22 protein-coding genes are annotated in these 26,891 nt (G+C 65.9%); 9 read left to right on the forward strand and 13 right to left on the reverse strand.

Annotated features, from left to right (window positions below):
• Positions 1-55: 55 nt before the first annotated feature.
• From JQ616_RS15670 to JQ616_RS15680, 3 genes are read left to right on the forward strand one after another with little or no spacing between them, the layout of a single operon-like run.
• Entirely contained in the window at positions 56-877 is an 822-nt protein-coding gene (locus JQ616_RS15670; protein ID WP_212015662.1) for an ABC transporter permease, read from the forward strand.
• Positions 874-1,854 carry an ABC transporter ATP-binding protein gene (locus JQ616_RS15675; protein ID WP_212015664.1) on the forward strand — a complete coding sequence of 327 codons (981 nt, stop codon included), beginning with the start codon at positions 874-876 and terminating at the stop codon, positions 1,852-1,854. The genes JQ616_RS15670 and JQ616_RS15675 overlap by 4 nt, the downstream gene beginning before the upstream one ends.
• Entirely contained in the window at positions 1,847-2,890 is a 1,044-nt protein-coding gene (locus tag JQ616_RS15680; protein ID WP_212015666.1) for an ABC transporter ATP-binding protein, read from the forward strand. The genes JQ616_RS15675 and JQ616_RS15680 overlap by 8 nt, the downstream gene beginning before the upstream one ends.
• A gap of 63 nt (positions 2,891-2,953) precedes the next feature.
• Here the strand turns inward: JQ616_RS15680 and JQ616_RS15685 are convergent, their stop codons facing one another.
• Both JQ616_RS15685 and JQ616_RS15690 read right to left on the reverse strand, forming a co-directional pair.
• Positions 2,954-3,517, reverse strand: a complete 564-nt coding sequence (locus JQ616_RS15685) for a DUF2147 domain-containing protein (protein WP_433995979.1) — start codon at positions 3,515-3,517, stop codon at positions 2,954-2,956.
• A 127-nt stretch (positions 3,518-3,644) separates the two neighbouring features.
• Positions 3,645-4,673: an NAD(P)/FAD-dependent oxidoreductase gene (locus JQ616_RS15690; protein ID WP_212015668.1), complete on the reverse strand. Its 1,029-nt coding sequence runs from the start codon at positions 4,671-4,673 to the stop codon at positions 3,645-3,647.
• Between the two features lie 162 nt (positions 4,674-4,835).
• Here JQ616_RS15690 and JQ616_RS15695 point away from each other — a divergent pair, with 162 nt between their 5' ends.
• The gene (locus JQ616_RS15695; protein WP_212015670.1) at positions 4,836-5,297 is read left to right on the forward strand and encodes an acyl-CoA thioesterase; all 462 of its coding nucleotides are present in this window, start codon (positions 4,836-4,838) and stop codon (positions 5,295-5,297) included.
• 97 nt (positions 5,298-5,394) lie between these two features.
• Here the strand turns inward: JQ616_RS15695 and JQ616_RS15700 are convergent, their stop codons facing one another.
• Together JQ616_RS15700 and JQ616_RS15705 are read right to left on the reverse strand one after the other, a co-directional pair.
• The gene (locus JQ616_RS15700; protein WP_021078007.1) at positions 5,395-5,715 is read right to left on the reverse strand and encodes a 2Fe-2S iron-sulfur cluster-binding protein; all 321 of its coding nucleotides are present in this window, start codon (positions 5,713-5,715) and stop codon (positions 5,395-5,397) included.
• A 151-nt stretch (positions 5,716-5,866) separates the two neighbouring features.
• On the reverse strand, positions 5,867-6,373 hold the full coding sequence (locus tag JQ616_RS15705; RefSeq protein WP_433995973.1) for an Hpt domain-containing protein: 507 nt from the start codon (positions 6,371-6,373) through the stop codon (positions 5,867-5,869).
• 250 nt (positions 6,374-6,623) lie between these two features.
• Here JQ616_RS15705 and JQ616_RS15710 point away from each other — a divergent pair, with 250 nt between their 5' ends.
• On the forward strand, positions 6,624-12,563 hold the full coding sequence (locus JQ616_RS15710; protein WP_212015672.1) for a negative regulator of septation ring formation: 5,940 nt from the start codon (positions 6,624-6,626) through the stop codon (positions 12,561-12,563).
• A gap of 164 nt (positions 12,564-12,727) precedes the next feature.
• Here JQ616_RS15710 and JQ616_RS15715 read toward each other — a convergent pair whose 3' ends face one another.
• The 3 genes from JQ616_RS15715 to JQ616_RS15725 form a co-directional block, all read right to left on the reverse strand.
• The gene (locus JQ616_RS15715; RefSeq protein WP_212015674.1) at positions 12,728-13,603 is read right to left on the reverse strand and encodes an MlaD family protein; all 876 of its coding nucleotides are present in this window, start codon (positions 13,601-13,603) and stop codon (positions 12,728-12,730) included.
• 120 nt (positions 13,604-13,723) lie between these two features.
• Entirely contained in the window at positions 13,724-14,494 is a 771-nt protein-coding gene (locus tag JQ616_RS15720) for an ABC transporter ATP-binding protein (protein WP_212015676.1), read from the reverse strand.
• A gap of 2 nt (positions 14,495-14,496) precedes the next feature.
• Entirely contained in the window at positions 14,497-15,630 is a 1,134-nt protein-coding gene (locus JQ616_RS15725; protein ID WP_212015677.1) for an MlaE family lipid ABC transporter permease subunit, read from the reverse strand.
• A gap of 141 nt (positions 15,631-15,771) precedes the next feature.
• Between JQ616_RS15725 and dgcA the strand changes: the two genes are divergently transcribed.
• Positions 15,772-16,773 (forward strand): N-acetyl-D-Glu racemase DgcA, encoded by a 1,002-nt coding sequence (gene dgcA, locus JQ616_RS15730; protein WP_212015678.1) that lies wholly within the window; start codon positions 15,772-15,774, stop codon positions 16,771-16,773.
• Here dgcA and JQ616_RS15735 read toward each other — a convergent pair.
• Entirely contained in the window at positions 16,743-17,942 is a 1,200-nt protein-coding gene (locus JQ616_RS15735) for an MFS transporter (protein WP_212015679.1), read from the reverse strand. The two genes, dgcA and JQ616_RS15735, sit on opposite strands and share 31 nt — an antisense overlap.
• A 75-nt stretch (positions 17,943-18,017) precedes the next feature.
• Between JQ616_RS15735 and JQ616_RS15740 the strand changes: the two genes are divergently transcribed.
• Both JQ616_RS15740 and JQ616_RS15745 read left to right on the forward strand, forming a co-directional pair.
• Positions 18,018-19,358: a hypothetical protein gene (locus tag JQ616_RS15740; protein WP_212015680.1), complete on the forward strand. Its 1,341-nt coding sequence runs from the start codon at positions 18,018-18,020 to the stop codon at positions 19,356-19,358.
• 119 nt (positions 19,359-19,477) lie between these two features.
• Positions 19,478-21,049, forward strand: coding sequence for a caspase family protein (locus tag JQ616_RS15745; RefSeq protein WP_212015681.1), 1,572 nt, complete (start codon positions 19,478-19,480; stop codon positions 21,047-21,049).
• A 69-nt stretch (positions 21,050-21,118) separates the two neighbouring features.
• Here JQ616_RS15745 and JQ616_RS15750 read toward each other — a convergent pair whose 3' ends face one another.
• The 4 genes from JQ616_RS15750 to thiD all read right to left on the reverse strand — a co-directional run bounded on the left by JQ616_RS15750 (position 21,119) and on the right by thiD (position 25,144).
• Positions 21,119-22,108: a threonine/serine dehydratase gene (locus JQ616_RS15750; protein WP_212015683.1), complete on the reverse strand. Its 990-nt coding sequence runs from the start codon at positions 22,106-22,108 to the stop codon at positions 21,119-21,121.
• Positions 22,109-22,150: 42 nt separating this feature from the next.
• Positions 22,151-23,242, reverse strand: coding sequence for a glycosyltransferase family 4 protein (locus tag JQ616_RS15755; RefSeq protein ID WP_212015685.1), 1,092 nt, complete (start codon positions 23,240-23,242; stop codon positions 22,151-22,153).
• Entirely contained in the window at positions 23,239-24,051 is an 813-nt protein-coding gene (locus JQ616_RS15760; protein WP_212015687.1) for a UDP-2,3-diacylglucosamine diphosphatase, read from the reverse strand. Before JQ616_RS15760 ends, JQ616_RS15755 begins: the two co-directional genes overlap by 4 nt.
• Positions 24,052-24,346: 295 nt before the next feature.
• Positions 24,347-25,144, reverse strand: a complete 798-nt coding sequence (gene thiD / locus JQ616_RS15765; RefSeq protein WP_212015689.1) for a bifunctional hydroxymethylpyrimidine kinase/phosphomethylpyrimidine kinase — start codon at positions 25,142-25,144, stop codon at positions 24,347-24,349.
• A 193-nt stretch (positions 25,145-25,337) separates the two neighbouring features.
• Between thiD and JQ616_RS15770 the strand changes: the two genes are divergently transcribed.
• A complete protein-coding gene (locus JQ616_RS15770) occupies positions 25,338-25,583 on the forward strand; it encodes an Lrp/AsnC ligand binding domain-containing protein (RefSeq protein WP_016845986.1) in 246 nt (81 codons plus the stop codon).
• Between the two features lie 365 nt (positions 25,584-25,948).
• Here the strand turns inward: JQ616_RS15770 and JQ616_RS15775 are convergent, their stop codons facing one another.
• Positions 25,949-26,878 (reverse strand): c-type cytochrome, encoded by a 930-nt coding sequence (locus JQ616_RS15775; RefSeq protein ID WP_212015691.1) that lies wholly within the window; start codon positions 26,876-26,878, stop codon positions 25,949-25,951.
• Positions 26,879-26,891: the final 13 nt, after the last annotated feature.

The raw sequence follows: 26,891 nt of genomic DNA on the forward strand, positions 1-26,891 counted from the left end.
TTCATCACGCCAGCTTACGATCGGCCGTGCGGCCCGTCACGCCGGAGCGGCCGCGATGAAGCTTGGCACCAGCACGATCATCGGCGGGGTGCTGTTCGCGCTTGCGATCTTCGTCGGCCTGTTCGCGCCCTGGCTGGCGCATACGGACCCGGTCATGGGCGCCAATTTGATGAATGCGGAGGAGCCGCCGAGCTGGATCTGGTGGTTCGGCACCGATGCGCAGGGGCGCGATATCTATTCCCGCGTCGTGCACGGCGCGCGCATCTCGCTGACGGTCGGCATCGTCTCGCAGCTCGTCAACAGCGTGATCGGCGTGACGTTGGGCCTGACTGCGGGCTATTGGGGCGGCTGGTGGGACGATGTCGTCAACGCCCTGACCAATCTGATGCTCGCGATCCCCTCGCTGATCTTCGCGCTCGCCATCATGGCGGTGCTCGGACCCGGCCTGACCAGCCTGCTGATCGCGCTCGGGCTGACCAACTGGTCGTTCTCGTGCCGGATCGCACGGGCATCGGCCTTGTCGCTCAAGAGCCAGGGCTATGTGCAGGCGGCAAAAGTGCTGGGCTACGGCGATCTCCGCATCATGATCACCCAGCTGCTGCCCAACATGCTCGGCCCCATCATCGTCATCAGCACGCTGGGCATGGGCGGCGCGATATTGGCGGAAGCTGCGCTTTCGTTCCTCGGCCTCGGCATCCGACCGCCCTATCCGAGCTGGGGCAGCATGCTGTCGGAGGCCCGCGACCAGATCACCACGGCGCCTTGGCTCTCGGTTTTCCCTGGCCTCGCCATCTTCCTGACGGTGCTCGGCCTCAATCTACTCGGCGACGGCCTGCGTGATATCCTCGATCCACAGTCGCGGAGCCGGCGTACATGACGGCCCCTCCCCTCATCGAAGTCGACGGCCTGCGCATCGACCTCGACGATGGGTCCCGCCGGACTGCGGCGGTCGAGGGCGTTTCATTCCGCATCGATCGCGGCGAGACATTCGGCCTTGTCGGGGAATCCGGCTGCGGCAAGAGCATCTCGGCGCTCGCTCTGATCGGCTTGTTGCGCCGGCCGCTTTCGATCGGCGCCGGCGCGATCCGCTTCGACGGCCGCGAGATCCAGGGCCTTCCGGCGGCCGAACAACGCGCGCTACGCGGCAATCGCATCGCCATGATCTTCCAGGAGCCGATGACCGCGCTCAATCCGGTCTCGCCGATCGGCCGGCAGATCGCGGAGATGTTCGTGTTGCATCAGGGCAAGAGCTGGCGTGAAGCCGATCGGCTCGCCGTCGAGGCGCTGGCGAGCGTCCGCGTCCCGGCGCCCGAACGAAGGGTGAAGGATTACCCGCACCAGCTTTCGGGCGGCATGCGTCAGCGCGTGATGATCGCCATCGCACTCGCATGCGGGCCCGATCTCCTAATTGCCGACGAGCCGACCACCGCGCTTGATGTGACCGTGCAGGCGGAGATCATCGAACTGATGCGCAACTTATGCGCCGAGCGAGGCACGGCGATCCTGATGATCAGCCACGATCTGGGCCTGGTCGCCAACGTCTGCCGCCGTGTCGCGGTGATGTATGCCGGCCGCATTGTCGAGGAGCGCGGCTCGGACGCGCTTTTCCGCGCATCTGCGCATCCTTACACCAAAGGCCTGGTCGACTCGCTGCCGCGGCTCGGCACGCGTGCGGCACTCGGCCGGAGCAAGCTCAAGGAGATCGCGGGCGTCGTTCCGGCAATTGCGGATTTCCCGGCGGGCTGCCGGTTCAATCCACGCTGCATGCAGGCAACCGAGATTTGCCGGAGCACCGCGCCGGAGACGACGCGGCTCGGAGACGGCGGGCTCGTCAGGTGCCATCACCATGCATGACGCTGCGCACGGCTCCGCCGACGATGTCATCCTCCGCGTCGAGGATCTCGCGGTCCATTATCCGATTGGCGGCGGCTTGCGAGGCGGCGGCCGGCGGCTCTTGCGCGCGGTCGACGGCGTCGATCTCGAGTTGAAGCGCGGTGAATGCCTCGGCCTGGTCGGCGAATCCGGCTGCGGCAAGTCGACGGTCGCGCTGTCGATCCTTGGCTTGCAGACGCCGACGCGCGGCCGCATCGTGCTCGACGGCCAGGTCGTCACCGGCGGTCAATCGCTCGATCGAATGGCTTTGGCCCGCATCGTCCAGATCGTGTTTCAGGATCCCTACGCTTCGCTCAATCCGCGCCAGAGCGTCCGTCGCACGCTCGAAGCGCCGCTGCGGCTGCACGGCATGACGGCCAAAAGCGAGATCGACGGACGCATCGAGGCGATGCTCAGCCACGTCGGGCTGCGGCCCGAGCAAGCCGGCCGCTACCCGCATGAATTCTCCGGCGGCCAACGCCAACGCATCGGCATCGCGCGCGCACTGATCCTCAATCCCAGGATCGTCATCTGTGACGAGCCGGTATCGGCGCTGGATGTCTCGATCCGGGCCCAGATCATCAATCTGCTGCTGGAGTTGAAGGAAACGCTCGGCCTCTCCTACATCATGATCAGCCATGACCTCGGTGTCGTCGAGCACATGAGCGACCGCGTCGCCGTGATGTATCTCGGCCGTATCGTGGAAAGCGGCGACTGGCGCGAAATCTTCGAACGGCCGGCGCACCCCTATACGCAAACCCTGATATCGGCGATTCCCGATCCGCTGCGCCGCGCACCGCTCGCGACCACGAGGGGCGAGCCGCCCAGTCCGCTCAATCCGCCGGACGGATGCGCGTTCAACCCGCGCTGTCGTCATGCCGAGGCGGTGTGCCGTCGCGCGCCCGCGCCATCGCTTGACGTACGTCCCGACGGACACGCCGTCCGCTGCTGGCGGGCCGACGAGATCGCCGGTCAGACTGTTGCGGAGCCCAGTGCAGCCTTCAATGGCTCGAGCTGAAATCGTTCGTGCGCGCAGGCTTGCACGCACACCGAACACAACAAACCGGATTGGAAGCGAGACTTAGCGCTTCTTCAGCGGCTGTGGCGGCGGCTGCTTCATCGCCGCGGCCTGCGCCGGCAGATACTTCGCGACGATCGCGGGATCGAGCTGCGCCATCGCCGTGTCCGGCAGCCGGGTCCAGACCTCGTCCTTGCCGAACAGCGAGATGCCGAGATAGCCGCGCATGGTCAGTGTCTGCCCATCGGCGCTCAGCGTCATCTTGGCCTTGTAGATCTTGCCGTTGCGCGGATCGAGCACGTTGCCGCCCTCATAGGCGAGCCCGTTGCGCTTCATGTCGCGGATCAGGGGAATGCCGAGCCACGGCATATCCTTGCGATCGTCGGTGCATTTCGAGCAGACCGGATTGGGCGGATCGTCGGGCGATGCGAACATCTTCGCGATCATGCCCTCGTACACGCCGTTGCGCTCGACCACCAGGAACCAGCCCTCCGGCTTGCCGTCTTCCAGCTTCTGCCAGAGGCCGGCTGCCGACAGCTCGGCCGCCGAGGCGGCAAGCGGAGCCGCCAACGCAAAGGCCGTGGCGATCGCAAAGATCAGCCGAAGTCTGGACAGCGTGTTCCGCATCATCATCACCTGATCAATCGACAAACCCGAATAGCCGCAGACTACGGCCATTTCGCGGAGTGTTCCAGTACCCACCCCGCGCAGGAACAGGCCCATGCCCCTGGCATTAGTCGCTGTTGGAGCGGAATCAGTTCACGCCAAGCTTCTTCTGCAAACTTGATGACGAGGTTGTGTACTGGAACACCAGCCGCTTGTCCGGATAGACGTAGCGATGCGCCTTCTGCGCCATCAGCGCCCCCTCGTGGAAGCCGGAGAGGATGAGCTTCAGCTTGCCCGGATAGGTGTTGATGTCGCCGATCGCGAAGATGCCTGAAACGTTGGTCTCGAACGCCGCGGTGTCGACCGGCACGAGATTGTTCTCCAGCGCCACGCCCCAGTTCGCGACCGGGCCGAGCTTCATTGTGAGCCCGAAGAACGGCAGCATCGTATCGCAGGCAATCGTCGACAGCGCATTGTCGTTGCCCTTCAGCGCGGCGCCCGAGAGCTGACCGTTGGCGCCTTCGAGCCCCGTGACCTGTCCGATCTTCAAATCCATCTTGCCGTCGGCGACCAGCGTGCGCATCTGCTCGACGCTGTGCGGCGCCGCGCGGAAATCGTCGCGCCGGTGCAAGAGCGTGATGCGCTTGGCGATCGGATGCAGGTTGAGCGTCCAGTCGAGCGCGGAGTCGCCGCCGCCGACGATCAGGATGCTCTTGTCGCGGAACTGCTCCATCTTGCGCACCGCATAAAACACCGAAGTACCTTCATAGGCCTCGATGCCCGGCACCGGCGGTCGCTTCGGCTGGAACGAACCACCGCCGGCCGAGATCACCACGACCTTGGCCTCGAACTCCTTGCCGGCATCGGTCTTCACGCGGAACAAGGGATCGCCGATCTTCTCGATGCTCTCCACCATCTCGTTGAGATGGAAGGTCGGGCCGAACGGCTTGATCTGCTCCAGCAGCTGCTCGGTGAGGCCCTGGCCGGTGACGAACGGAATACCGGGAATATCGTAGATCGGCTTCTCCGGATAAAGCTCGGCGCACTGGCCGCCGATCTTGTCGAGGATGTCGACCAGATGCACCTTCATGTCGAGCAGGCCCAGTTCGAACACGGCGAATAGCCCGCAGGGGCCCGCGCCAATAATCAGCACATCGGTCTTGATCGCTTCGCTCATGTCCGCTTCTTTTCAGTTGAGATCGACTGGACGGCTTTCGCCTGTCCAGCCAAGCTGGCCGGATCGGGACATGCATAATAGGGACAGCGGCTGGCGCGGCAACCCCTTGCCGAGCCTGCGCAACTCGGCTGTATGGACGGGAAACCGACGGAGATCCCCCTCGTGAATGCCCCTGTCCGTGCTGACGATGCGCCGCGCCTGGAAGACTTCCCCTATCGTCTGTCCGACAATGTGCGCTTTGCCGATCTCGACCCCAACGGGCACGTCAACAACGCCGTCTATGCAAGCTATTTTGAAACTGGCCGCGTCACGCTGGTGAAGGACCGCAGCATGGGGCTGATGCCGGCGGGGCTCAGCTGGATCATGGTGCGCCTCGACATCCATTTCCGCGCCGAGCTGCACTGGCCGGGCCAGATCGAGCTCGGGCTCGGTCTCGTCAAATTCGGACGGACATCGACCACCTTCGATCAGGTGGTGTTTTCGGAAGGGCGCTGCGTAGCGTCGGCGAAGGCGATCACGGTGATGATCGATGAGGCGACGCGCAGGCCGACGCCGCTGCCGGCGGAGGTCAAGGAGAACTTCCGCCGCTGGGTCCGTCGCGGTGTGAATCCGGACGGCGAATAGGGCGTTCTCGAGCGAAGTGGACGCCGGTTCGCGTGAAGAAAACGCGTCAAAACAAAAAGCCAGAGCTCGGTTCTGATTCAATCAGAACCGAAAAACGCTAGGCCTGACGCTCCGGCGTCGACACGACCAGTCCGTCGAGTTCGTCGGTGACCTTGATCTGGCAGGACAGCCGCGAGTTCGGACGCACGTCGAAGCCGAAATCCAGCATGTCCTCTTCCATCGGCGACGGCGCGCCGACCTTCTCGCGCCACGCTTCATCGACATAGACATGGCAGGTCGCACAGGCGCAGGCGCCGCCGCATTCGGCTTCAATGCCGGGAATCGCGTTGCGGATCGCGCCTTCCATCACCGTCGCGCCGTTCTCGATATCAATGGAGCGTTTCTCGCCGGAATGGTCGATAAAGTGGATTTTGGCCATGATTGCTCGTGCTGCCGGAATGCGCCGGACGATGGATGGAAAGGTCCCGGCAGTCGTATAACGGGTCGGTCCGCGCAGCGCTAGCGCGGAGACCGAAAAGCTGCCAGCCGGCCGGCAAGCCTCCTGGCCGGCTCATGGAGGTGGTTGGAGCCTAGGACCGGCCCAGAATCAGCTCGATCGCCGTGCGCGCCTCGGCAATCGCGGCCCCGAGCGCGGCCAATGGCTGGGCCGGATCGGAACCAGCCGTCAGCGCCGTTTCCAGCCGGGCGGCGGCCTCGGCGACGCCAAGGGCGCCGATCGCCCGCGCCGATCCCTTCAGGGTGTGGGCGTGGGTCGCCGCCTCGGCAGGCAGGGCGGCCAGCTCGCCTAGGATCCGGGCCGACTGGGTCGAGAACATCGCCAGCACCTCGCGCTCGAGCTCGGGGTCGCCCAGCGTCATGCGCCGGAGGTGCTCGACGTCGATCGGGCCGTCGCTGGGGGCGAGCGGCGGCGATTGCGTCCATTCAACCCGTTCGAGATGAAGCGGCATGGCCTGTCCCTGTCGTCTCCGCCCGGCCCTGGCCGGCGGATCGTTGACCCAGCCAATCACGAAACTGGTTAACGGATTGTTGTCGGGATGATCGGCAAATCCGCCCGATTCTGGACAATTTCCGGACACAATCGGTGTCCTGCGACAGGAATTTCGAGTACCGATAAGGCCTTATGGCGCAAAGCTGTTAACGATGATTAAGAAAGTATTAATCGCAAGCATTTCATTCGCATCACTCTCCCCATAGGATGTTTGCGGATGTAGCGGACAAGCCGCCGAGGGGGCGCTTGCGCTCCGCTTGTGGGCACCGGCTTCGAGCTTGCGTGGGGACGAACGCAGGCTCGCCGACGCGTAAATAGTGAGAGGGCTCAGACTGAACATGGCGAACACTCCCAAGAAGGTCAAAGATCCCACCGAAGTCGCGCTTTCTGCCATCCAGGAAGCCCTCAACATCAGCGAACAGGGCGCGGAGAACCGCAGCCTCCACAATGAAGGCGCCACGCCGCCCAGCCTGCCGCCATCAACTCCGGATTTTTCAGCGACATCGTTCGATCAGCGTCCGACTGCCGAACGTTCGGCGTTCGAGCCGATCGAGGAACCGCGCGCGCCGCGCCGCGCCGCCAATGATGACCGCGAGAGCATCGGCCAGATGCTGCAGACGCTGCAGGGAGGCCGCGCCCGCAACGCCTTCACGCTGTTCTTCGTCTGCTCCGGCGCCTGGCTGCTCGGCGGCGTCATCCTCACCATCGCGTTCTGGCCGGCGCTGCAGGCTTCGATGGCCCAGGGCACCGGCGTGCTGGTGCTCGCCGGCCTCGCCGCGCTGTTCGCCGTTCCGGTGCTGCTGTTCTACTATCTCGCCAGCCTCGCCTCGCACGGTCAGCGCATGCAGATGATCGCGCAATCGATGGCGCAGGTCGCGATGCGCTTCTCCGAGCCGGAGAATGCCGCCGCCGATTCCATGGTGACGGTCGGCCAGGCGATCCGCCGCGAGGTCGCGGCGATGGGCGACGGCGTCGAGCGCGCGATCGCGCGCGCCGGCGAACTCGAGACCCTGGTTGCCAACGAGGTCGCCGCGCTGGAACGCGCCTATTCCGACAATGAGGTGCGCATCCGCGCGCTGCTGCAGGACATCGCCCACCAGCGCGACAATCTGGTCGGCCAGGCCGAGCAGGTGCGCAGCGCGATCTCCGGCGTGCAGATCGACCTGCGCCACGACATCGCGCTGATCTCGGACGCGATCGCCTCGCGCGTCGACGAGGTCGCCAAGAGCATCACCGGCGCGCTGGAAGAGCGCGGCCAGCACATCACGACCGCGCTGAGCCACGCCGGCGACAACATGATCCTCGCGCTCGGCGAGCGCGGCGGCGACCTGCTCGACCGCCTCGAGGAAGCCAGCGCCGAGACCACGCGCGCGGTGCTCGATGCCTCCGAGCGCCTCACCACCAGCCTCAACTTCAAGACCGGCCACGTCCATGACGAGTTCGTCGATCTGGCCGATCGCGTCCACGAGATGCTGAACGAGCGCATCGACCGCATCACCGGCGAGTTCGAGCAGCGCTCGTCCGTCATCGTGGACGGCATCTCCGACCGCACCGAAGAGGTTCACGACTCGCTGAAGAACTCGGCGGACTCGCTGCTGCTCGAGCTCGAGCTGCGCAGCAACGACCTCGTCAGCAAGATCGACGACGCCGGCAACCGCCTCGCCGGCCAGATCATGACATCCGGCGACAAGGCGAGCGAGGCGCTCGACGTCACCGTCAATTCGCTGGTCGCCAAGGTGGTGGGCCAGACCGAGACCGCGCACGATTCGCTGTCGCTGCAGATGAGCGCGTTCGACGACCTGGTGAAGAACCACGGCAGCGAGCTCGCCGAGAAATTCGCCCGCGACTCCGGCACGCTCGGCGCGCTGATCACCCGCCACATCTCGGAATTCGACCGCACGGTGAAGACCTTCGGGGGCGACATCGTCGAGCGCATGGGCCAGCGGACCCAGGACATCGCCGACAGCCTGAAGACCTATGTCGACACCTTCGACCATCGCGTCACCAGCAATAGCGGCGAGATCACCGCCTCGCTCGACCAGCGTCTGCTCCAGTTCGAGACCACGCTCGGCAGCCGCGTCACCAATCTCGACGCCTCGCTGACCGACAAGCTGTCGTCGTTCGACAGTTCGCTCGCCAACAGGATCGGCTCGTTCGACGGCCGCCTTCAGTCGCTGGATGATGCGATCGACGGCCGCATGAAGACGCTCGAAGTCACCTTCGAGAGCCGCGCCAAGTCGGTCACCGACACCATCGACGGCCATCTCGGCACGCTCGCGACCCAGCTGACCGAAGGCGCCACCCAGGCGATCCACTCGATCGATTCGCGCCTCGGCCTGCTCACCACGACCCTGACCGAGGGCACCGTGCAGGCGATCGCCGCGGTCGACCATCGTATCAACGGCGTCACCGAGACCATCGACGGCCACAGCATCCGCCTGGTCGACACCATCAACGGCCACAGCACCCGCCTCGCCGACACCATCAATGGTCACAACTCGCGCCTCGTCGAGACCATCAGTGGCCACAGCTCGAACCTGACCGACACCATCTCGGCGCGCTTCGCTGACATCCAGCAGGGCATCGAGAGCAGCGTCGGCGTCATCGCCGGCGACATCGACACCCGCGTCGCGCAGTTCGAGGATCTGCTTGGTTCGCGCGTCGAGGCTGTCGCCGGACGCATCGAGAGCAGCGGCCGCCAGGCCAGCGAGGACCTGATGTCCCGCGCCGAGCTGCTGTCGTCGAGCATCAAGTCCCATGTCGAGGATGCCGAGCGCTCCCTGACCAACCTCGTGGTCAACACCAGCGAAACCATCCAGACCGGCGCGCGCACCGCGCAGCAGGCGCTGCTCACCGTGTCCGCCGACGTCGGCAACCAGCTCAAGCTGAGCTCGGCCGAGGTCGAGGGCGTGCTGACCGCCGTCGGCACCTCCGCCGCCAACTCGATCCTCACCAGTGCCCGCGACGCCCAGGTGTCGCTGGTCTCCGCTTCCGGCGACGTCGCCTCGCAGATCAAGGCGCTGTCGGAGGATGTCGAGCGCACACTGCAGGCGGCCGGCAGCGCCACCGCAGCCTCCGTGCTGTCGGGCGCCCGCGACGCACAGACCACGCTGGTCTCTGCCTCGGTCGAAGCCGCCAGCCAGGTCAAGTCGCTCGCCGCCGATGTCGAGCAGTCGCTGTCGATGTCCGGCTCTGCCGCCGCCGAAGCGATCATGACCGGTGCCCGCGAGGCCCAGACCACGCTGATCGCGACCTCGAGCGACGTCACGGGCCAGGTGAAGTCGCTCGCCAGCGACGTCGAGCGCTCGCTCTCGATGGCCGGCTCCGCCACCGCCGAAGCCGTCGTCGCTTCCGCCCGCGAGGCCCAGAGCACGCTGGCCGGCGCTTCCACCGAGGCCGCCAATCTGGTCCGCTCGCTTGCTGCCGACATGCAGCACTCGCTGTCGACCGCCGGCTCCGCGACTGCGGAATCCATCGTCGCCTCCGCCCGTGAGGCCCAGAGCACGCTGGCCGGCGCGTCGACCGACGCCACCAATCTGGTCCGCACGCTATCGGCCGATATCGAACGCTCGCTGTCGATGGCCGGCTCCGCCACCGCGGAAGCCGTCGTCGCCGCGGCGCGAGAGGCCCAGGGCACGCTGACCGGCGCATCGACCGAGGCCACCGATCTGGTCCGGACGCTGGCGGCCGACATGGAGCGCTCGCTGTCGCTGGCCGGCTCCGCCACCGCGGAATCGATCACGTCAGGTGCGCGCGAAGCCCAGAGCACGCTGGTCAATGCATCGACCGACGCTGCAACCAAGGTGTCGGCGCTCGCCTCCGACATTCAGCGCGCACTGTCGATGGCCGGCTCCGGCACCGTCGAGGTGCTGACGGCCGGCGCCCGCGAGGCGCAGAACACTCTCGTCACCGCCTCCACGGAAGCCGCCAACCACGTCAAGTCGCTGGCAGCCGATGTCGAGCGCACCCTGACCTCGGTCGGCACCAACACCGCCCAGTCGATCCTCGGCAGCGCCCGCGATGCCCAGACCTCGTTCGTGGCCACGTCCAGCGAGGCCGCGGCCCAGATGCGCGCGATCTCCGTCGAGATCGAGCGTTCGCTGACCACGACGAGCGCGGAAACCGCGCAGACCATCCTGGGCAGCGCCCGCGAGGCCCAGAGCTCGTTTGCGGCGACTTCCGCCGATGCGGCCGCCCAGATCCGCACGCTCTCGACCGATATCGAGCGCGCGCTGGGTTCGGTCACGGCCAAGACCACCGACAACATCCAGACCTCGGCGCAGAACGCCCAGGCTGCACTGATCACCATGTCCAACGAGGTCTCGACCAAGGTCAAGACGACCTCCGCCGACATCGAACGTTCGGTGCTGTCGGCCTCCAGCGCGTTCGGCTCGGCGATGACCGGCAAGACCGACGAGATCGTCACCTATGTGCAGCAGCAGACCGAGCGGCTGTCGCAGATGGTCGACGGCCGCCGCGGCTCGCTGGTCGAGGCGCTGACCGCCAAGACCACGCAGCTGTCGAACGACATGGATCGCGCCACTGCCGATGCGCTGAAGGCGATCGAAACCCGCGGCCTCGCCTTCTCGCAATCGATGGCGGCGCATGGCGGCGACGTCGCGCGCAACATCACCTCGGCCGGCGATCAGGCGACCGGCGCGGTGTCGAAGTCGCTCAAGGAACTCGAGCAGGCCTCGCGCGTGGCGATCGACCAGTCGCGCCAGGTCTCGATCTCGGCCGTCACCGAAATGCAGGAGACCAGCAAGATCCTGCGCACCGACACGGTCGCGCTGTTCGAGCGGCTGCGCGAGGGCAACATCCTGCTGCAGGAAGTGTTGACCGGCGCCCACGACAACCTCAACTCGCTGGAGCGCGCGCTGGTGACCCGCGTGGCCGACTTCGTGTCCGCCATGAACGACGTCACCTCGCGCAACGGCGTGGCGACCCAGACGCTGGAAGACCAGCTGACGGTGTTCAACAGCAAGACCGGCAAGGCGCTGGAAGATCTCGGCGCGCTGTCGAGCCAGTTCGAAACCCATGGCAAGGCGCTGATCGATGCGGCTGCCGTGGTCGAGCAGGCCAACCGTTCGACGACGGCCTCCGTCAGCGAGCGCAAGTCGGCGCTGGAAGCGCTGGTCACCACTATCGACCTGCGCACCACCGATCTCGACCAGCGGCTGTCGCGCTTCACCGGGCTGCTCGATGAATCGCTCGGTGCCGCCGAGGAGCGCGCCCGCGACATCGCGCGCGTGGTGGCGGAGACCGCCGGCGCCGGTTCGGCTGCGATCAGCAGGCAGTTCGAGGCGGTGCGCCAGGCGGCCGAGAACGAGCGTCAGCAAACAGTCGACGCGATGAACGACCTCTACCAGCAGAGCAACGCCGAGACCGATGCGATGTTCAAGGACTCGACGGAGAAGTTCTCCACGATGGTCACGGCGATGAAGCAGATGGCGAGCGAGATGCACAGCGAGCTCGAGGCCACCCGCAACGAGCTGCGCCGCGGCGTGCTCGAGATGCCGCAGGAGGCCGCCGAAAACACTGCGCAGATGCGCAAGGTGATCGTCGACCAGATCGAGGCACTCGCCGAGCTGAACCGCATCGTCGCCCATCACGGCCGCGGGCTCGACGTGGTCTCGACCAACCGCGCCAGCGTCCGCCACGAGGAACCGGTGATGGCTGCGGCCGCCGGCGGCCGCGCCGACGTTCGGATGCGCGACGACGCACGGATGCGGGACAATGGCAACAGCGCTTCGACGCTGCCGCCGCCTGATCTCGGCATGGCGAGCTCGCGCCGCACCGAGGCCCCGTCGGTCAGCCCCGCTGGACCCAACAACAACGGTGATGGCTGGCTGTCCGACCTGCTCAACCGCAGCGACGCGCCGCCGCCTGCCTCGCAGGGCCAGCAGCGCCCCCGTCAGCAGCAGCCGCAGCAACCGGCCGCCAATCCGCTGGAATCGCTGTCGCTCGACATCGGCCGGCTGATGGACCGCACCCTGGCGGCCGAGATGTGGGATCGCTACCAGCGCGGCGAGAACAAGGCGTTCAGCAAGCGCCTCTACACGCCGGCCGGCCAGAAGGCCTTCGACGAGGTGGCCCGCAAGTATCGCGCCGACCGCGGCTTCAAGCAGACGGTCGACCGCTACATCGCCGAGTTCGAGCGCCTGCTCGACGAAGTCGCCCGCGACGGCCGTGGCCAGCAGGAGCTGGCTGGCCACCTGACCTCGGAGACCGGGCTGGTCTACACCCTGCTCGCGCACGCCGCGGGACGGCTGGGGTAAGCTAGCGAGTTGCGAATAGCGAATGAAAAACGGAGACCGAGAGGTCTCCGTTTTTGCTTGGGCTAAATGAATGTCTCCGGCAGATCGCTATCGCTGCTCACAATGGCGGTGCGGCCAACAGCGAACCCTACTCGCTATTCGCCCTCCACCATTCGCCCATCATGTCACTGCTGCCGCCGCCGCGGCCCGGCCGGTGCTGCGGCCGGAGCCGGCGCGGGCTCGGGTGCGGCGTTGTTGCTGCCGCCGAAGATCACCCGGCTGGGATTGCGGTCGAAATTGTTCACGGCGCGGCTGATGTCGGCCAGCGTGCGGCGGCCGTCGTTGACCAGGAGATTGGTGCGCTTGTCGACGTTGTCGGCGAGCTCGCGGATCGACTTCACCATCAGGTTCAGCTCGCTGCCATTGTTGCCGCCGGCGATCGCGTTGAGACCCAACATCAGATTGTCGGCCTTGCCCATCACGCCGTCGACCTTGAGCATGACGTTGTCGATCTTCTCGGAATTGCGCGCCAGCGCCTGGGTGAAGACCTCGAGATTCTTCAGTGAGTTCTTCACCGACTGCTGATTGTCGGCGACGATGCGGTTGACGTTCTGCAGGGTGGCGCGGATCGCTTCGGTGACGTCCTGCAGCGCGTTGGGGTCGGCGGTCAAAACCGGGATGCCGTCCTCATCCAGCGGCACCGGCGGGGCGGCCTCCTCGCCGCCCTTCAGCGAGATCGCCGCGACGCCGGTGAGGCCCTGGAATTCGAGGCCAACCAGGGTGTCCTTGCGCAGCGGTGCGTTGTTCTCGATCATCGCCAGCGCGACCACGCGGCGCGGGTTATCGAGCTTGACCGAGACGACCTCCCCTATTCGGATACCGTTGAAATTGACGTTGCCGCCGTTGCGCAGGCCCGATGCCGGCCCCTCGAAGATCACCCGCAACGGGCTGCGCTGCTTGGTGGTGTGCAGGCTCTGGAACCACAGCACGAAGCCGAACGCGGCGGCGATCACCGCCAGCGTGAAAGCCCCGATCAAGACGTAGTTCGCCCGCGTTTCCATCAATTGCTCGCGTTAATCACTGTTGGGCTCTCGCGCAGCCGGCCTGCATTCGAGCCCGTCGAATTCCTGTTGGCGCATGATCTCGTCCGAAAACCGGTCTCCTCGTCTCCGGATCATGGGCTAGGCCACAACGGCTCGGGCGCGCTTGCCGTTGAAATATTGCTGCAGCCAGGGATGCTGCGATGCCTTCATGTCGGCGATCGATCCTGCAGCAATGATCTTACCGTTCCCTAAAACGGCGATACGGTCGCACGCGGTGTAAAGACTGTCGAGATCGTGGGTTACCATGAAAACGGTCAGCCCCAAAGTGCGCTGCAGGGTGCGCACCAGCTCGTCGAAATCGCCGGCACCGATCGGATCGAGGCCCGAGGTCGGCTCGTCGAGAAACACAAGTTCGGGATCGAGCGCAAGCGCGCGCGCCAGCGCGACGCGCTTGATCATGCCGCCGGACAGTTCCGACGGATAGCGATCGGCGACTTCAGGCTTGAGGCCGACCATCACCAGCTTCGCCACCATGATCTCGTCGAGCAGCCGCTGCGAGACCCGCAGATATTCGCGCGCCGGAAACTGGATGTTCTGGCGCACCGTAAGCGAGGAGAACAGCGCGCCCTGCTGGAACAGGATACCCCAGCGCCGTTCGACGGCGCGGCGCTGCGCCGAGCTCGCGGCGTCGAGGTCGACGCCGAACACCTCGATGCGGCCGGAGACTTTCGGTACGAGGCCGATGATGGTGCGCGTCAGCACCGATTTGCCGGCGCCCGAGGGGCCGACGAAGCCGAGGATCTCGCCGCGCTTGACGTCGAGGTTGAGGCCGTCGAGCACGCGCGTCTTGCCGAATTGCACGGTGATGTCGCGGACCCGGATGATGGCGTCGATGTCCTCTTCCGCCATGGTCACATCCCGATCGAGGCGAAGAAGATCGCGAACACGCCGTCCATCACGATCACGAAGAAGATCCCTTTCACCACCGACGCGGTGGTGTGCTGTCCGAGCGATTCCGCCGAACCCTGTACCGCCAGCCCTTCAACGCAGGCGACGATGCCGATCACCGCCGCCATCACAGGCGCCTTGACCATGCCGACGATGAAATGGTCGATCGATATGGCATCACGAAGGCGGAGCAGGAAGGCCTCCGGATCGACGCCGCCATAGAGCCAAGCGACGAGACCGCCGCCATAGAGCGCGGCCATCGCGCCGAGGAAGGCCAGGATCGGCAGCGCCAGGACCAGCGCCAGCATGCGCGGCAGGATCAAGACCTCGATCGGATCGAAGCCCATGGTACGCAACGCGTCGATCTCCTCGCGCATCTTCATCGAGCCGAGCTCGGCGGTATAGGCCGAGCCGGAGCGGCCCGCGACCATGATCGCGACCAAGAGCACGCCGATCTCGCGCAGCACCAGCACGCCCAGCATATCGACCACGAAGATGTCGGCGCCGAACCTGCGGAAATGGAAGATGCCCTGCTGCGAGATGATGCAGCCGATCAGGAAGGTGATCAGCACCACGATCGGCACCGCGCGCCAGCAGACCTGCTCGAGATGATGCACCGTCGAGGTCAGGCGGAAGCTGCGCGGATGGATCAGCACGTTGCCCGCCGCGGCGATCACCGCGCCGAGCATGTCGACCAGGCCGATGATGGTGCTGCCGATGCCCGCCACGGTGCGGCCGATCTGTTCGAGCATGCCCGTGATCGACAGCGGATCGCTGACGACCCTGGGCGCCGGGCCAACCCGGCGAACCTCGTCGACCAGGCTGGAATAATTCGCCGAGAGGCCCGCGATCTCGGCTTCCGCGCCGGCATCGCTGAGGCTGCGGCGCAGCCGCTCGATCAGCCAGGCGCCGAAGGTGTCGAGGCTCGCGACCTGCGACACATCGATGAAGATGTGGGGACGGCTGCCGCGCAGCTTCTCGGCGTCGGACACGATCCGCTCGAGCGCGGGCGCAAAGCGGGCGGTCCAGTTGCCCGCCGCGCACAGCGCCAGTCCTTCGCCTTGGGCTATCCGCTCCAGTGTCGGGTCGCCGCTCACCTTTTGCCTACCCCTCAAGCCGGTTGGCCGCCGCTCACGCAGATCTCCGGCGACGCCGGATCGGCTTGTCGAATCTGTCACTAACCAGCCATAGTTGGTTGCGCGTCGCAAGCTACGGTTCAGGAAATAGTAGACTTTAAAATGACTTCCACCCCATCCGGAGCGATTTCCCTCAACGCGCGGATCGAGCGCTGGCCGATCGCGGGGACCTTCACGATCAGCCGCGGCGCCAAGACCGAGGCCGTCGTCGTGGTGGCCGAGGTAAGCGCGGGAGGCCTCATCGGCCGCGGCGAATGCGTGCCCTACCCGCGCTATGGCGAAACGCCCGAGGCGACGTTGCAGGCGATCCAGGCCATGCGTGAGCCGCTCGCCGGCGGCATGGGCCGCATCGCCCTGCAGGCCCGCATGCCCGCCGGCGCCGCACGCAACGCGCTGGACTGCGCGCTGGCGGACCTGGAGGCCAAACGCGCCGGTCAGCGGATCTGGAACCTGCTCGGCCGGCCCGCCCCGGAACCCCGCACCACCGCCTATACGATCTCGCTCGGGACGCCTGAGGCGATGGCGGAGGCCACCGCAAAGGCCGCCCATCGCGCCCTGCTCAAGATCAAGCTCGGCGGCGACGGCGATGGCGCGCGGATCGCCGCCGTGCGCAGGGCGGCGCCCACGTCCGAGCTGATCGTCGACGCCAACGAAGCCTGGACTGATGACAACCTCGCCGCCAATCTCGCGGCCTGCGCCGATGCCGGCGTCACGCTGATCGAGCAGCCGCTGCCGGCGGGCAAGGATGAGGCATTGGCGCGGATCAAGCGCCCGGTTGCTGTCTGCGCCGATGAGAGCGTGCATGACCGCGGCTCGCTCGAAGGCCTGCGCGGCCGCTACGATGCGGTCAACATCAAGCTCGACAAGACCGGCGGGCTGACCGAAGCGCTCGCGATGGCCGACGCCGCCCGCGCGCTCGGCTTCGAGATCATGATCGGCTGCATGGTGGCGACCTCGCTCGCGATGGCGCCGGCGATGCTGATCGCGCAAGGCGCACGCTTCGTCGATCTCGACGGCCCGCTGCTGCTCGCCAGGGACCGCGACAACGGTCTGCGCTATGACGCCAGCCTGGTCTATCCGCCCGACGTCGCGCTCTGGGGATGATGGGTTAGTCGCCCACGCGCCAGCCACATCACGAGCCCGCCCGTGGCTGCCATCGCCGCCATCATGTCGTAGACGCCGAGGCCGAAGCGCGCATAGACCATGCCGCTGACGATCGCCGTGGTGCTCGCGACGATGCCGCCACAGGCGGTGAGATAACCTTGCGCGCGCGCCATCACATGCACCGGCACGTGCTGCACCATCAGGCCCATGATGCCGACCTGCGTCAGGCCGAAGCTCAGTCCGTGTCCGAGTTGGACCACGGCCAGCACCGCAAGCGGCGGCTCCTGCGCGGTGATCGCCCAGCGCGCCACGGCGCTGGCGGCCGCGATCATCACCAGCACCGCCGGCGGCAGCGTGAAGCGCGGCGAAGCCGCAAACAGCACGATCTCGGCGATCACGCCGAGCACCCAGAGCACCGCGATGGTCAGGCCGCTCAGCCCGGCCTGCTGCCAGGCGATCGATGCGAAGATGTAGTAGGCGCCGTGGCTGCCCTGGATCAGCGCCGAGGACACGATGATCGCAAGGAAGGCGGGATTGCGCAGCAGCCGCGGCACGCCGGCGGCATGCGCGACTGAAGCGACCGGGCGGCCCAGCGGCCGCAGCGTCAGCCCGACCAGCGCGCCGAGCACGGTCACGGCCGTGATGATCCAGATCAGATCGACCTCGGCGACATAGCGCAGCAGGAATCCGCTGATCAGCGCGCAGACCGCGAAGGCCGCCGACCCCCACAGCCGCAACGGTCCGTAGTTGAGGCCGAATTGCCTGACGCCGCGTAGCGCATAGGCGTCGGTCAGCGGCACCATCGGCGTCCAGACGCAGCAGGTCAGCGCATAGATCGCGAGCAGCACGAATGGCTGGTGCTGGGTGCCGATCACGGCAAAGCCGAACGCGGTGGCGAAGCCGGTGGCGATGATCGCGCCGCGCAGCATCTGGCGCCGCTCCGCCGCTGCTGTGACCAGCGGCAGCACGGTGAAGCGCGTCACCGGCGGCACCGCGGTGATGATGCCGATCCAGGTGGCGTCGATGCCGATCGCCTTCAGCCACACCGTGAAGAACGGCAGGTGAACCCCGGTCATCCCGAACAGCGTGGCGTAGAATGCCGCAAGGCTGCGCGCGAATCGCCGCGATGCAACTTTTGCTGCAATGGGGATTTGTGATTCGGAAGACATCAATTCAATTGCGATTCGCGCGATATCGTGGTGATCGTTAACCCAACGCGCAGTGATTTGCGCGGAGAGATTGTGATGGCCGAAGAAGCATTCGCCCTGTCGCCGATTTCCGCTCGCGCGGCCCTGCCGAGCGAGGAGGATTATGCTGCGATCAGCGCGGCCTTCATGGAGACCTCGCGGGGCCGCTGGTTCCTCGGCGAATACGCCAAGCGCAACCGCAATGCCGATACGCGCATGGTGCTCGATGCCGTGGCGCGGATCGAGGAAAGCCTCAGCGCGCAGCGGCAGGCTGCCGCAGCGGCGATCAGGGACGAGCAGCTGGCACAGGCACTGGACGCCCTGCGTGGCGCGATCGAGGCCGCCCAGGCCTCCGCCATCGCGGCGCTCGACGGCGTCAACTTCGAACAGAACCTCGCGCCGGTGCGCAAGGGCGTGCGGGTGATTCGTGAAATCTCCTGGCGGCTGCGCGAGATCGGCAACGACGGCCGGATCTGCGACATCATCGATTCGCAGGCCAGCGCGATCGAGGCCGGCGCCGCCGAGGTGTCGATGAACGACGCCAAGGCCGTGCTGGACGCCGCTTTCGCGGCGCTGGCCCGACGGCTCAGCGAGTTCGATCCGGACAAGGCGGCGACGCCTGCGGCCGAACCTGATGTGGCTGCGGCACCCGTGGCGGAAGCACCTCGCGCGGAACCGACCGCCTCTGCTCCCTCGCCGCAACCAGTGGCCGAATGCGCTGTGCCCGATGCGATCGTCGCTGTCACGCCGCCGACGCCGCCTCAGGAGGCCGCTGCAGCGCCGGCCGCCGAAGCCACGATGCCTGCTGCAACGCAGAGCCCCGATGCCGCTACGGTCGCGGCGCCGCAGCCGAGCGAAGCATGGCTCAAGGCTGAGGCCGCATTGGCCGAAGCTGAAGCCGCAGAGCTCGCCCGCGTCACCGACGAAGCCGCCGCCGACGCCCAGGACGAAGCCGTACTCGACCTGATCGCGATGGAGATGGGCGCGCCCGATCCGGTCGACGAAGAGGCAATCGCCGAAGAGATGCGTGTGGCCGAGGAGATGCGCATCGCGGAGGCGATGGGCGTCGCGGAGGCGATGGCAGCCGAGCCCGAAATGGTTGCGCCAGCCATTCAGCCCGAGCCCGCACCGGCGCGGGTCGAGATCAAGGTCGAGCAGACAATGGTTGCTGCGGCAGCGTCGTTTGCCGAAACTGTGGCGGTTGCCGAGGCTCCGGCGCCCGTCCCGCCGCCTCTGCCGCCCGCCCTTGAGGCGGCTGCTGCTCCGCCAGCAGAAGTCTCGCTCGGCTCGACCATCATCGCCAGCGGCCTGCTGAAGAAGCCGAGCGTCGCGGCCAACGATCCGCTCGCGCCGATCCGCCGCATGAGCCAGGCCGAGAAGATCGCGTTCTTCTCGTAGGCGCGGGCGACCTCCAATTGCCGACCTCCGCTGCGTGACCCAGCTCACGTACCGCGGCCGCATCTGCGCCTAACCTCCCCGCGACCGGTCTCGCACCGGGATCCGCTTGGGAGCGCGCCATGACCCGCCTGACATCCATGATGATATCGGCCGCATTGCTCGGCCTGCTGAGCCTCGGCGTGCCCAGCCCAGGATTTGCCGAGACCAGCAACATCAGCGTCGGCAACGCAACGCAGGCGACGACACAATCCGCCGATCAAGCCCCTACCCCTACGACGCCTGCGGCGTCGACGCCGGCTGCGTTGCGCAGTCCTGAGCAGCGCGTCGCGCTGGTGATCGGCAATGCCAATTATCAGAACGCGCCAAAGCTTGCCAATCCCGGCAATGATGCGCAGTCGATGGCCGAGCTGTTGAACGCCGCCGGCTTCGAGGTGATCTCCGCGACCGACCTCAAGCAAGGCGAGATGGTCAGGGTGTTGCAGGACTTCTCCGACAAGGTCGCCGCGCGCGGCTCCAATACGGTCGCGATGATCTATTACGCCGGCCACGGCGTGCAGCTCGCCGGCGAGAATTATCTGATTCCGGTCGATGCAAAGATCGCAACGCCGTCCGACCTCGACGGCAATGCGGTGCGCCTCGTCGACGTGATGGGGACGCTCGAGAACATCCCGAGCCGGATGCGCATCGTGGTGCTCGACGCCTGCCGCAACAACCCGTTTCCTGACGTCAACGACGCCGGCCGCGGCCTTGCCGTCGTCGATGCGCCGAGCGGCTCGATCGTCGGCTATTCGACCGCGCCCGGCATGGAGGCGCAAGATGGCAGCAAGGACGGCAGCAACGGCCACAGCCCCTACACCAATGCCTTCCTGCGGCTGGCGCGCGAGCCCAATCTGCCGATCGAGCAGCTGTTCAAGCGCGTTCGCCTCGAGGTCAACTCGACGACCGATGGCCGCCAGACGCCGTGGGAAAGCTCGTCGTTGACCTCCGACTTCACTTTCTTCGGCGACACCGCGATGGCGGCGGCCCGCGCGCCCGCGAATGGCCCGGTCGTGCAGATCGCCTCGAACCTGCCGAACCGCTCGGCGCGCCAGGCCTATGACTTCGTGCTGTCGGAAGGCCGACCGGATTACTACGAGGAATTCATCCGGCTCTATCCGCGCGATCCGCTGTGCGATCGCATCCGCTTCCTGCTGACCAACTGGCTGCAGGTCGCGGCCTGGCACAAGGCGGTGCTTGCCAACACGCCGTTCGCCTACAAGACCTTCCACGACAATTTCGCCGGCAGCCCCTACGCGCAGCAGGCCTTAAGGCTGCAGACGCAGCCGAAGGCCGTGCCGCTGATGCAGTTCACGCGGCTGTCGAGTCATCAGGCCTTCCGGCCGATCAATGCGGGCGCGCAAGGCGCGATCGGCAAGATCGTGACCATGCCCGCACCGGGCGCAAAACCGGTCGGCATGCCGGGCTCCGTCGGCAAGGGCAAGGTCGCGAGCCTTCCCGCAGCGAACACCGTCAGCACCACGTCGAACCCGGTCATGAAAGGCAACGGCAGGCAGCACGTCCGCACCGAGCGGCAGAGCATGCCAGTCAACCGGATGAGATCAGGCGGCAGCCATACGGCCTTCCACTCCAGCTCAACAGGCTCGCACTTCAGCGCAATGGGCGGCGGCCACGGTGGCGGCTTCAGGCACTGATCCGCAGCACAACGAAACGGGGGCAGAGCGATCATCGCCCCGCCCCCGCTTCTTTCAAAATGCTTGATCTCAGGCGACGAGCTTCGCGAACAAATCGGCGTCGACATTGCCGCCGGAGAGCACGATGACGACATTCTTGCCCTTGGCGTCGATCCGGCCCGCCAGCAGCGCGGCGAGACCGATCGCGCCGCCGGGCTCGACCACGAGCTTCAGCTCGCGATAGGCGAAGGCGACGGCGGCACCGACCTCGTCATCGGAGGCGCTGACGCCATTCGCGAGCAGCTTGCTGTTGATGGCAAAGGTGAGCTCACCCGGCATCATCGCCATCAGCGCATCGCAGATGGTGCGCGGCGCAACCGCATGCGCTTCGCGATGGCCGACCTTGAGCGACAAGGCATGATCGTCGTAGCCCGCGGGCTCGGCGACGATCACCTGGGCCTGCGGATACTTCACCTTCACCGCGGTGGCGACACCGGCGATCAATCCGCCGCCGGAAGCCGGCGCGACGACGATGTCGGGCACGAGGCCAAGCGCGGCCATGTCCTCGGCGATCTCCCGGCCGGCGGTGCCCTGGCCCGCGATCACCAAGGGATCGTCATAGGGAGGCACGAGCGTCGCGCCACGCTTGCTGGCGATGCCGCTCGCAATCGCCGCACGGTCGTCGCGATCGCGATCGTACAGCACGACCTCGGCGCCATAGGACTTGGTCCGCTCACGCTTGGTGAGCGGCGAGTCCGCAGGCATCACGATGGTCGCCTGCATGTTGAGGATCTTCGCCGCCGCGGCCACGCCCTGGGCATGGTTGCCCGAGGAGAACGCAACGACGCCGCCGCTCCGCTTGTCCTGCGGAATCGAGGCGAGCTTGTTGAACGCGCCGCGGAACTTGAACGATCCGGTCCGCTGCAGCATCTCGGGCTTGAGGAAAACCCGGCTGCCGACGCGTTCGTTGAGAACGGGAAAGGTCAGGAGCGGCGTGCGCACCGCGAACGGCGCGACCACCCTTGCGGCGGCATCGATGTCCGCGGCAGCGACGGGTGGATTTAAAGTGGTGTCCGTCATCCGCGATTTGTATCGCGGCGGGACGCAGCCCGGCAAGACGCTTTAGCGTGAGTTTGTGTGGGTGGCCGGCAGGGCCGCAAAATGATGCTCTTCGGCACCGAATTCGATCGCTTCCCCCTCGCCGTCGGGCGCAGCGGGCCGGACATTCATGCAGCGGTCGATGAACACCCGGGCCGAGGCCTGCCAGGTGTGAAGCGCGGCAAAATCGACGCAGGCCTGCCGGGGAATGCTGAGTGCCTCGAGACAGGCATGGTGCAAATCGTCGTCGAGCACGCCGACCGGCGCCGCGCCTATCACGTCGCGAGGACCGGTGACCGGAAAAGCGGCAACCGGCAGGCCGCTCGCCAGCGCCTCGAGCAGCACCAAACCGAACGTATCGGTGCGGCTCGGGAAAACGAACACATCGGCCGCAGCATAGATCTCAGCCAATTCTTCCCCATGGCGGGCGCCGAGGAAAACGGCTTCCGGATATTTCCGCTCCAGCGCCGCCCGCGCCGGGCCGTCGCCGACCACGACCTTGGTGCCGGGCAGGTCGAGATCGAGGAATGCCTCGAGATTCTTCTCCACCGCGACCCGGCCCACGCTGAGATAGACCGGCTGCGGCAGGCAGAGATCGACGTCGCGCGGATGGAACAGCCCGGTATCCACGCCACGCGACCACAGCACCACATTGCGGAAGCCGCGCTGGCGCAGCTCGGCCGCCAGCGCCGGGGTCGCCGCCATCACCGCCCGGCTCGGCTTGTGGAACCAGCGCAGCGCGCGCCACACCCAGGCCTCCGGGACAGGCGTGCGCGCCGAGACATATTCGGGGAAACGGGTGTGGAAGCTGGTCGTGAACGGCAGGCCGTGCTTGCGGCAGTAGCGGCGGACCGACAGCCCGATCGGGCCCTCGGTCGCGATATGGATGCTGTCGGGCTTGGCCGCCTCGATCAGGCTGGCGACCTTTGCCTGGTACGGCAGCGCCAGCCGAAGATCGCGATAGCTCGGCATCGCGAAGGTGCGGAACTCGTCCGGCGTCAGGAAACTCACCTCGACGCCGAGTGATTTCGCCGCCTGCGCCATCATGGTCAGCGTGCGGACAACCCCGTTGACCTGGGGATGCCACGCATCGGTCGCGACCAGGATATGCGTCATGCAGCGCGTGCCGTCACTCGCGGAACTGGCGCGATCCGGCGCACCGGGTCGGTCCAGGTGATGATTTCGAAGCTGCCGTCCTCATGCTCGGCGAGCGCCGTGCAGCTCTCGACCCAGTCGCCGCAATTCATGTAACGGATGCCCTGCTCGTCATGGATCGTCGCGTAGTGGATGTGGCCGCAGATCACGCCGTCGCAACCGTGACGCCGCGCCTCGCCGGCCAGCGTCGCCTCGAACGCGCCGATATAGTTCACCGCCTTCTTGACCTTGAGCTTGGCCCATTGCGACAGCGACCAATAGGGAACGCCGAACATCTTGCGGAAGAAGTTGACGAAGCGATTCATCTGGATCGCGAAGTCGTAGGCTTTGTCACCGAGATGGGCGAGCCAGCGCGCGTTCTGCACCACGAGATCGAAGATGTCGCCGTGGATCACGAGATAGCGCTTGCCGTCGGCGCCAGTGTGAACGGTGTTCTCCACCACATCGATGCCGCCGAAATGCGTGCCGTAATATTTGCGCAGGAACTCGTCGTGATTGCCCGGGACGTAGATCACCTTGGCGCCCTTGCGCGCCTTGCGCAGCATCTTCTGCACGAAATCGTTGTGAGTCTGCGGCCAATACCAATTCGACTTCAGCGCCCAGCCGTCGACGATATCACCAACCAGGTAGATCGTGTCGGCATCGTGAGAGCGGAGGAAGTCCAGCAGACGGTCGGCTTGCGAACCGCGGGCTCCGAGATGGACATCGGAGATAAACAAAGTGCGAAAGTGCCGCTCGGGACTTTCTTCACTCAAGGAGTCGCTTCCCATGCCTGTGCACCTAACAGATTCCTGTGACAAGGCGATGACGATCCCCGCGACCCAAGGCCCCACAAACAGTTAACGAGAATCAGCAGTACGCCCCTCCAATGCGGATAACAGCGGCGTGCGACAATCTGGCGACATCAGCGGTCGCGGCTGTGTGGAACAGGTGTTGTGTTGCGCGTAGATCGCAGCGGAACAACGCACATGCGTTAGCCCAGATGGAGCGAAGCGCAATCCGAGGCCTTCGCGCGCGAAGGGTTCATTCCCGGATTGCGCTGCGCTCCATCCGGGCTACAGGCAATCAATAATACTTGTGAAAATGATGCACCGGCCCATGGCCGTGGCCAACGGCAAAACGATCCGCGGCGGCGATCGCTTCCGTGATCCACGCCTTGGCATTGCGCACGGCGGTCTCCATGCCCTCGCCTTTCGCAAGTCCTGCCGCGATCGCCGACGACAGCGAGCAGCCGGTGCCATGCGTGTTTGCTGTCGCGATGCGCGGCGCTGATAGGGCGATGCTTCGCTCAGCGTCGATCAGATAGTCGATGCTTTCCGCACCGTGTCCATGGCCACCCTTGACCAGCACTGCGCAGCATCCCATCGCCAGCAATCGCTTGCCCTGACGTTCGACATCTGCCTCGCTCGTCGCGACCGCCTCGCCCAACAGTGCCGCCACTTCCGGCAGGTTCGGCGTGATCAGCGAGGCCTGCGGAAACAGCAAGCTACGCAACGCATCGATGGCCTCGGCGGCGAGCAGCCGATCGCCTGATGTCGCGACCATCACCGGATCGAGCACGATGTGGCGCGGCGCCCAGCGCGTCAGCGCATCGGCAATCGCAGCGATGGTCTCGGCTTGCGCCACCATGCCGATCTTGACCGCGCCGACATCGAGGTCGGAGAACACGGCATCGATCTGGGCGGTGACGAATGCAGCGGGCACCGGATGGATGCCGCTGACCCCGGTGGTGTTCTGCGCGGTCAGCGCCGTGATCGCGGAAGCGCCATAGACCCCGAGCGCTGCGAAGCTCTTGAGGTCGGCCTGGATGCCCGCCCCACCGGAGGAATCCGAGCCGGCAATGGTGAGCGCGACCGGCGTCATCTTGCGGCTCCGGCGGTTGAGGCGAATGAGACCGTGACAAATTGGACCATGGCCTGTCCTAGCCCGGCCGCCCACCGGCAGCAAGTTCGCCTGACTTTACCGCGGGTTGACCTTGTCTTTCCCAGCGCTTGTCCCCTTGCCTTGGCCGCCGGTTTTTGGCCTATAGTCGGCCAAATCCCCGGAGACGACTTTGATGGTTCCTTTCTTCGTCCAGATCAAATGCAAGCTCGGCCAGTCCTACACCGTCGCCAACGCGCTGGCGGAAGCCGAGATTGCGTCCGAGATCTATTCCACCGCGGGCAACTACGACCTCCTGGTCAAGTTCTACGTCGACCACGACACCGACATCGGCCATTTCATCAACGAGAAGGTTCAGGTGATCCCCGGCATCCAGGACACCCTCACTATCATCACCTTCAAGGCGTTCGGCGCGAAGTAGGGCATGATCCGGAAAGCTGCGAAGCGGCTTTCCCGCGCGACAGACGCGGAACGCGTCGGCGCGGAGGTCATGTGCAGACGCTCGCAAGTGCCATATGCGACGGCCTTGGGTCCGCGCGGGACAACTGCACAATTTCTGAATATTAGAAGAATACCCCTGAGTTGCCCGACGTGTCAAGTTGCTTGGTCGAACGTCGGACGCGGTCGGCTACTTTGCATGGGGTTGTTTTTCGATATTTTGGCAGCGCCCCTGTGACGGCCCGATAGCATCATATTGCGCCAGAGCGTTTTCCAGGGAACTGGCTGAAAGAAAACGCGTCAAAACAACGATCTGGAGCCCCGTTGCGATTCAATCGGAACGGGGTTCTAGGATTTCTTCTCGGGCTTCACCGGTTTCGGCGGCCCCTCGACCGGCGGTAGCGACTTGATGTACTCGGCGATCGCATCGCGATCGCTTGATGAGAGCTGCGAGGTGTTGCGGATCACGCGCACCATCGAACCGCCGGCGCTGTCGCCGTCCGGAGTCTGGCCGCTCTCGAGGAAATAGGCGACATCCTTTGCGCTCCAGTCGGCGATCCCCCGCGGCGTGATATTGGGCACCCAGCCCTCGCCTTCCGGATTCGGGCCGCCGGCGAAGCGCTGCGCGGTGATGATGCCGCCGAGGAAATTGCGCGGGCTGTGGCACTCGGCGCAATGGCCGAAGCTGTTGACGAGATAGGCGCCGCGATACCACTGCGCCGAGCGGCTCGCGTCTGCGATGAACGGCTTGTCGTCCATGAACAGCAGTTTCCAGACCCCGACATTGCGCCTGATGTTGAAGGGGAACGGCAAATCATGGTCGCGCACCTTGCCGGCAACCGGCGGCAAGGTCTTCAGATAGGCGAACAGGTCGCGGACGTCATTGACCCTGGCGTGCTGATACGACGTGTAGGGAAACGCGGGGAAATAGTGCGTCCCCGACGGTGAGGTCCCCTTCATGACCGCGGTGACGAAATCGGCCTCGGTCCAGCGGCCGATGCCGTCGTTCGGATCGGGCGAGATGTTCGGCGCGTAGAAGGTGCCGAACGGCGACGGGATCGCGAGCCCGCCGCCCAATTTGGTGCGGTCGTCCTGCTTCGGCACGGCGTGGCAGGAGGAACATCCCCCCGCATTGAACGTTGTGAGGCCGTTGGCCAAGTTTGGCTGGTAGGCCGGCAGCGCACTCGCAGCAACGGTCGCCGGGATCGTCAGCCACCAGAACACACCGAAGCCGATGATGCCGACCAGGCCGGCAAGGAGAAGAATTCGTCGCAACATTCACCGATCCGTC

This window comes from Bradyrhizobium tropiciagri (assembly GCF_018130545.1).
Lineage (GTDB): Bacteria > Pseudomonadota > Alphaproteobacteria > Rhizobiales > Xanthobacteraceae > Bradyrhizobium > Bradyrhizobium tropiciagri_A.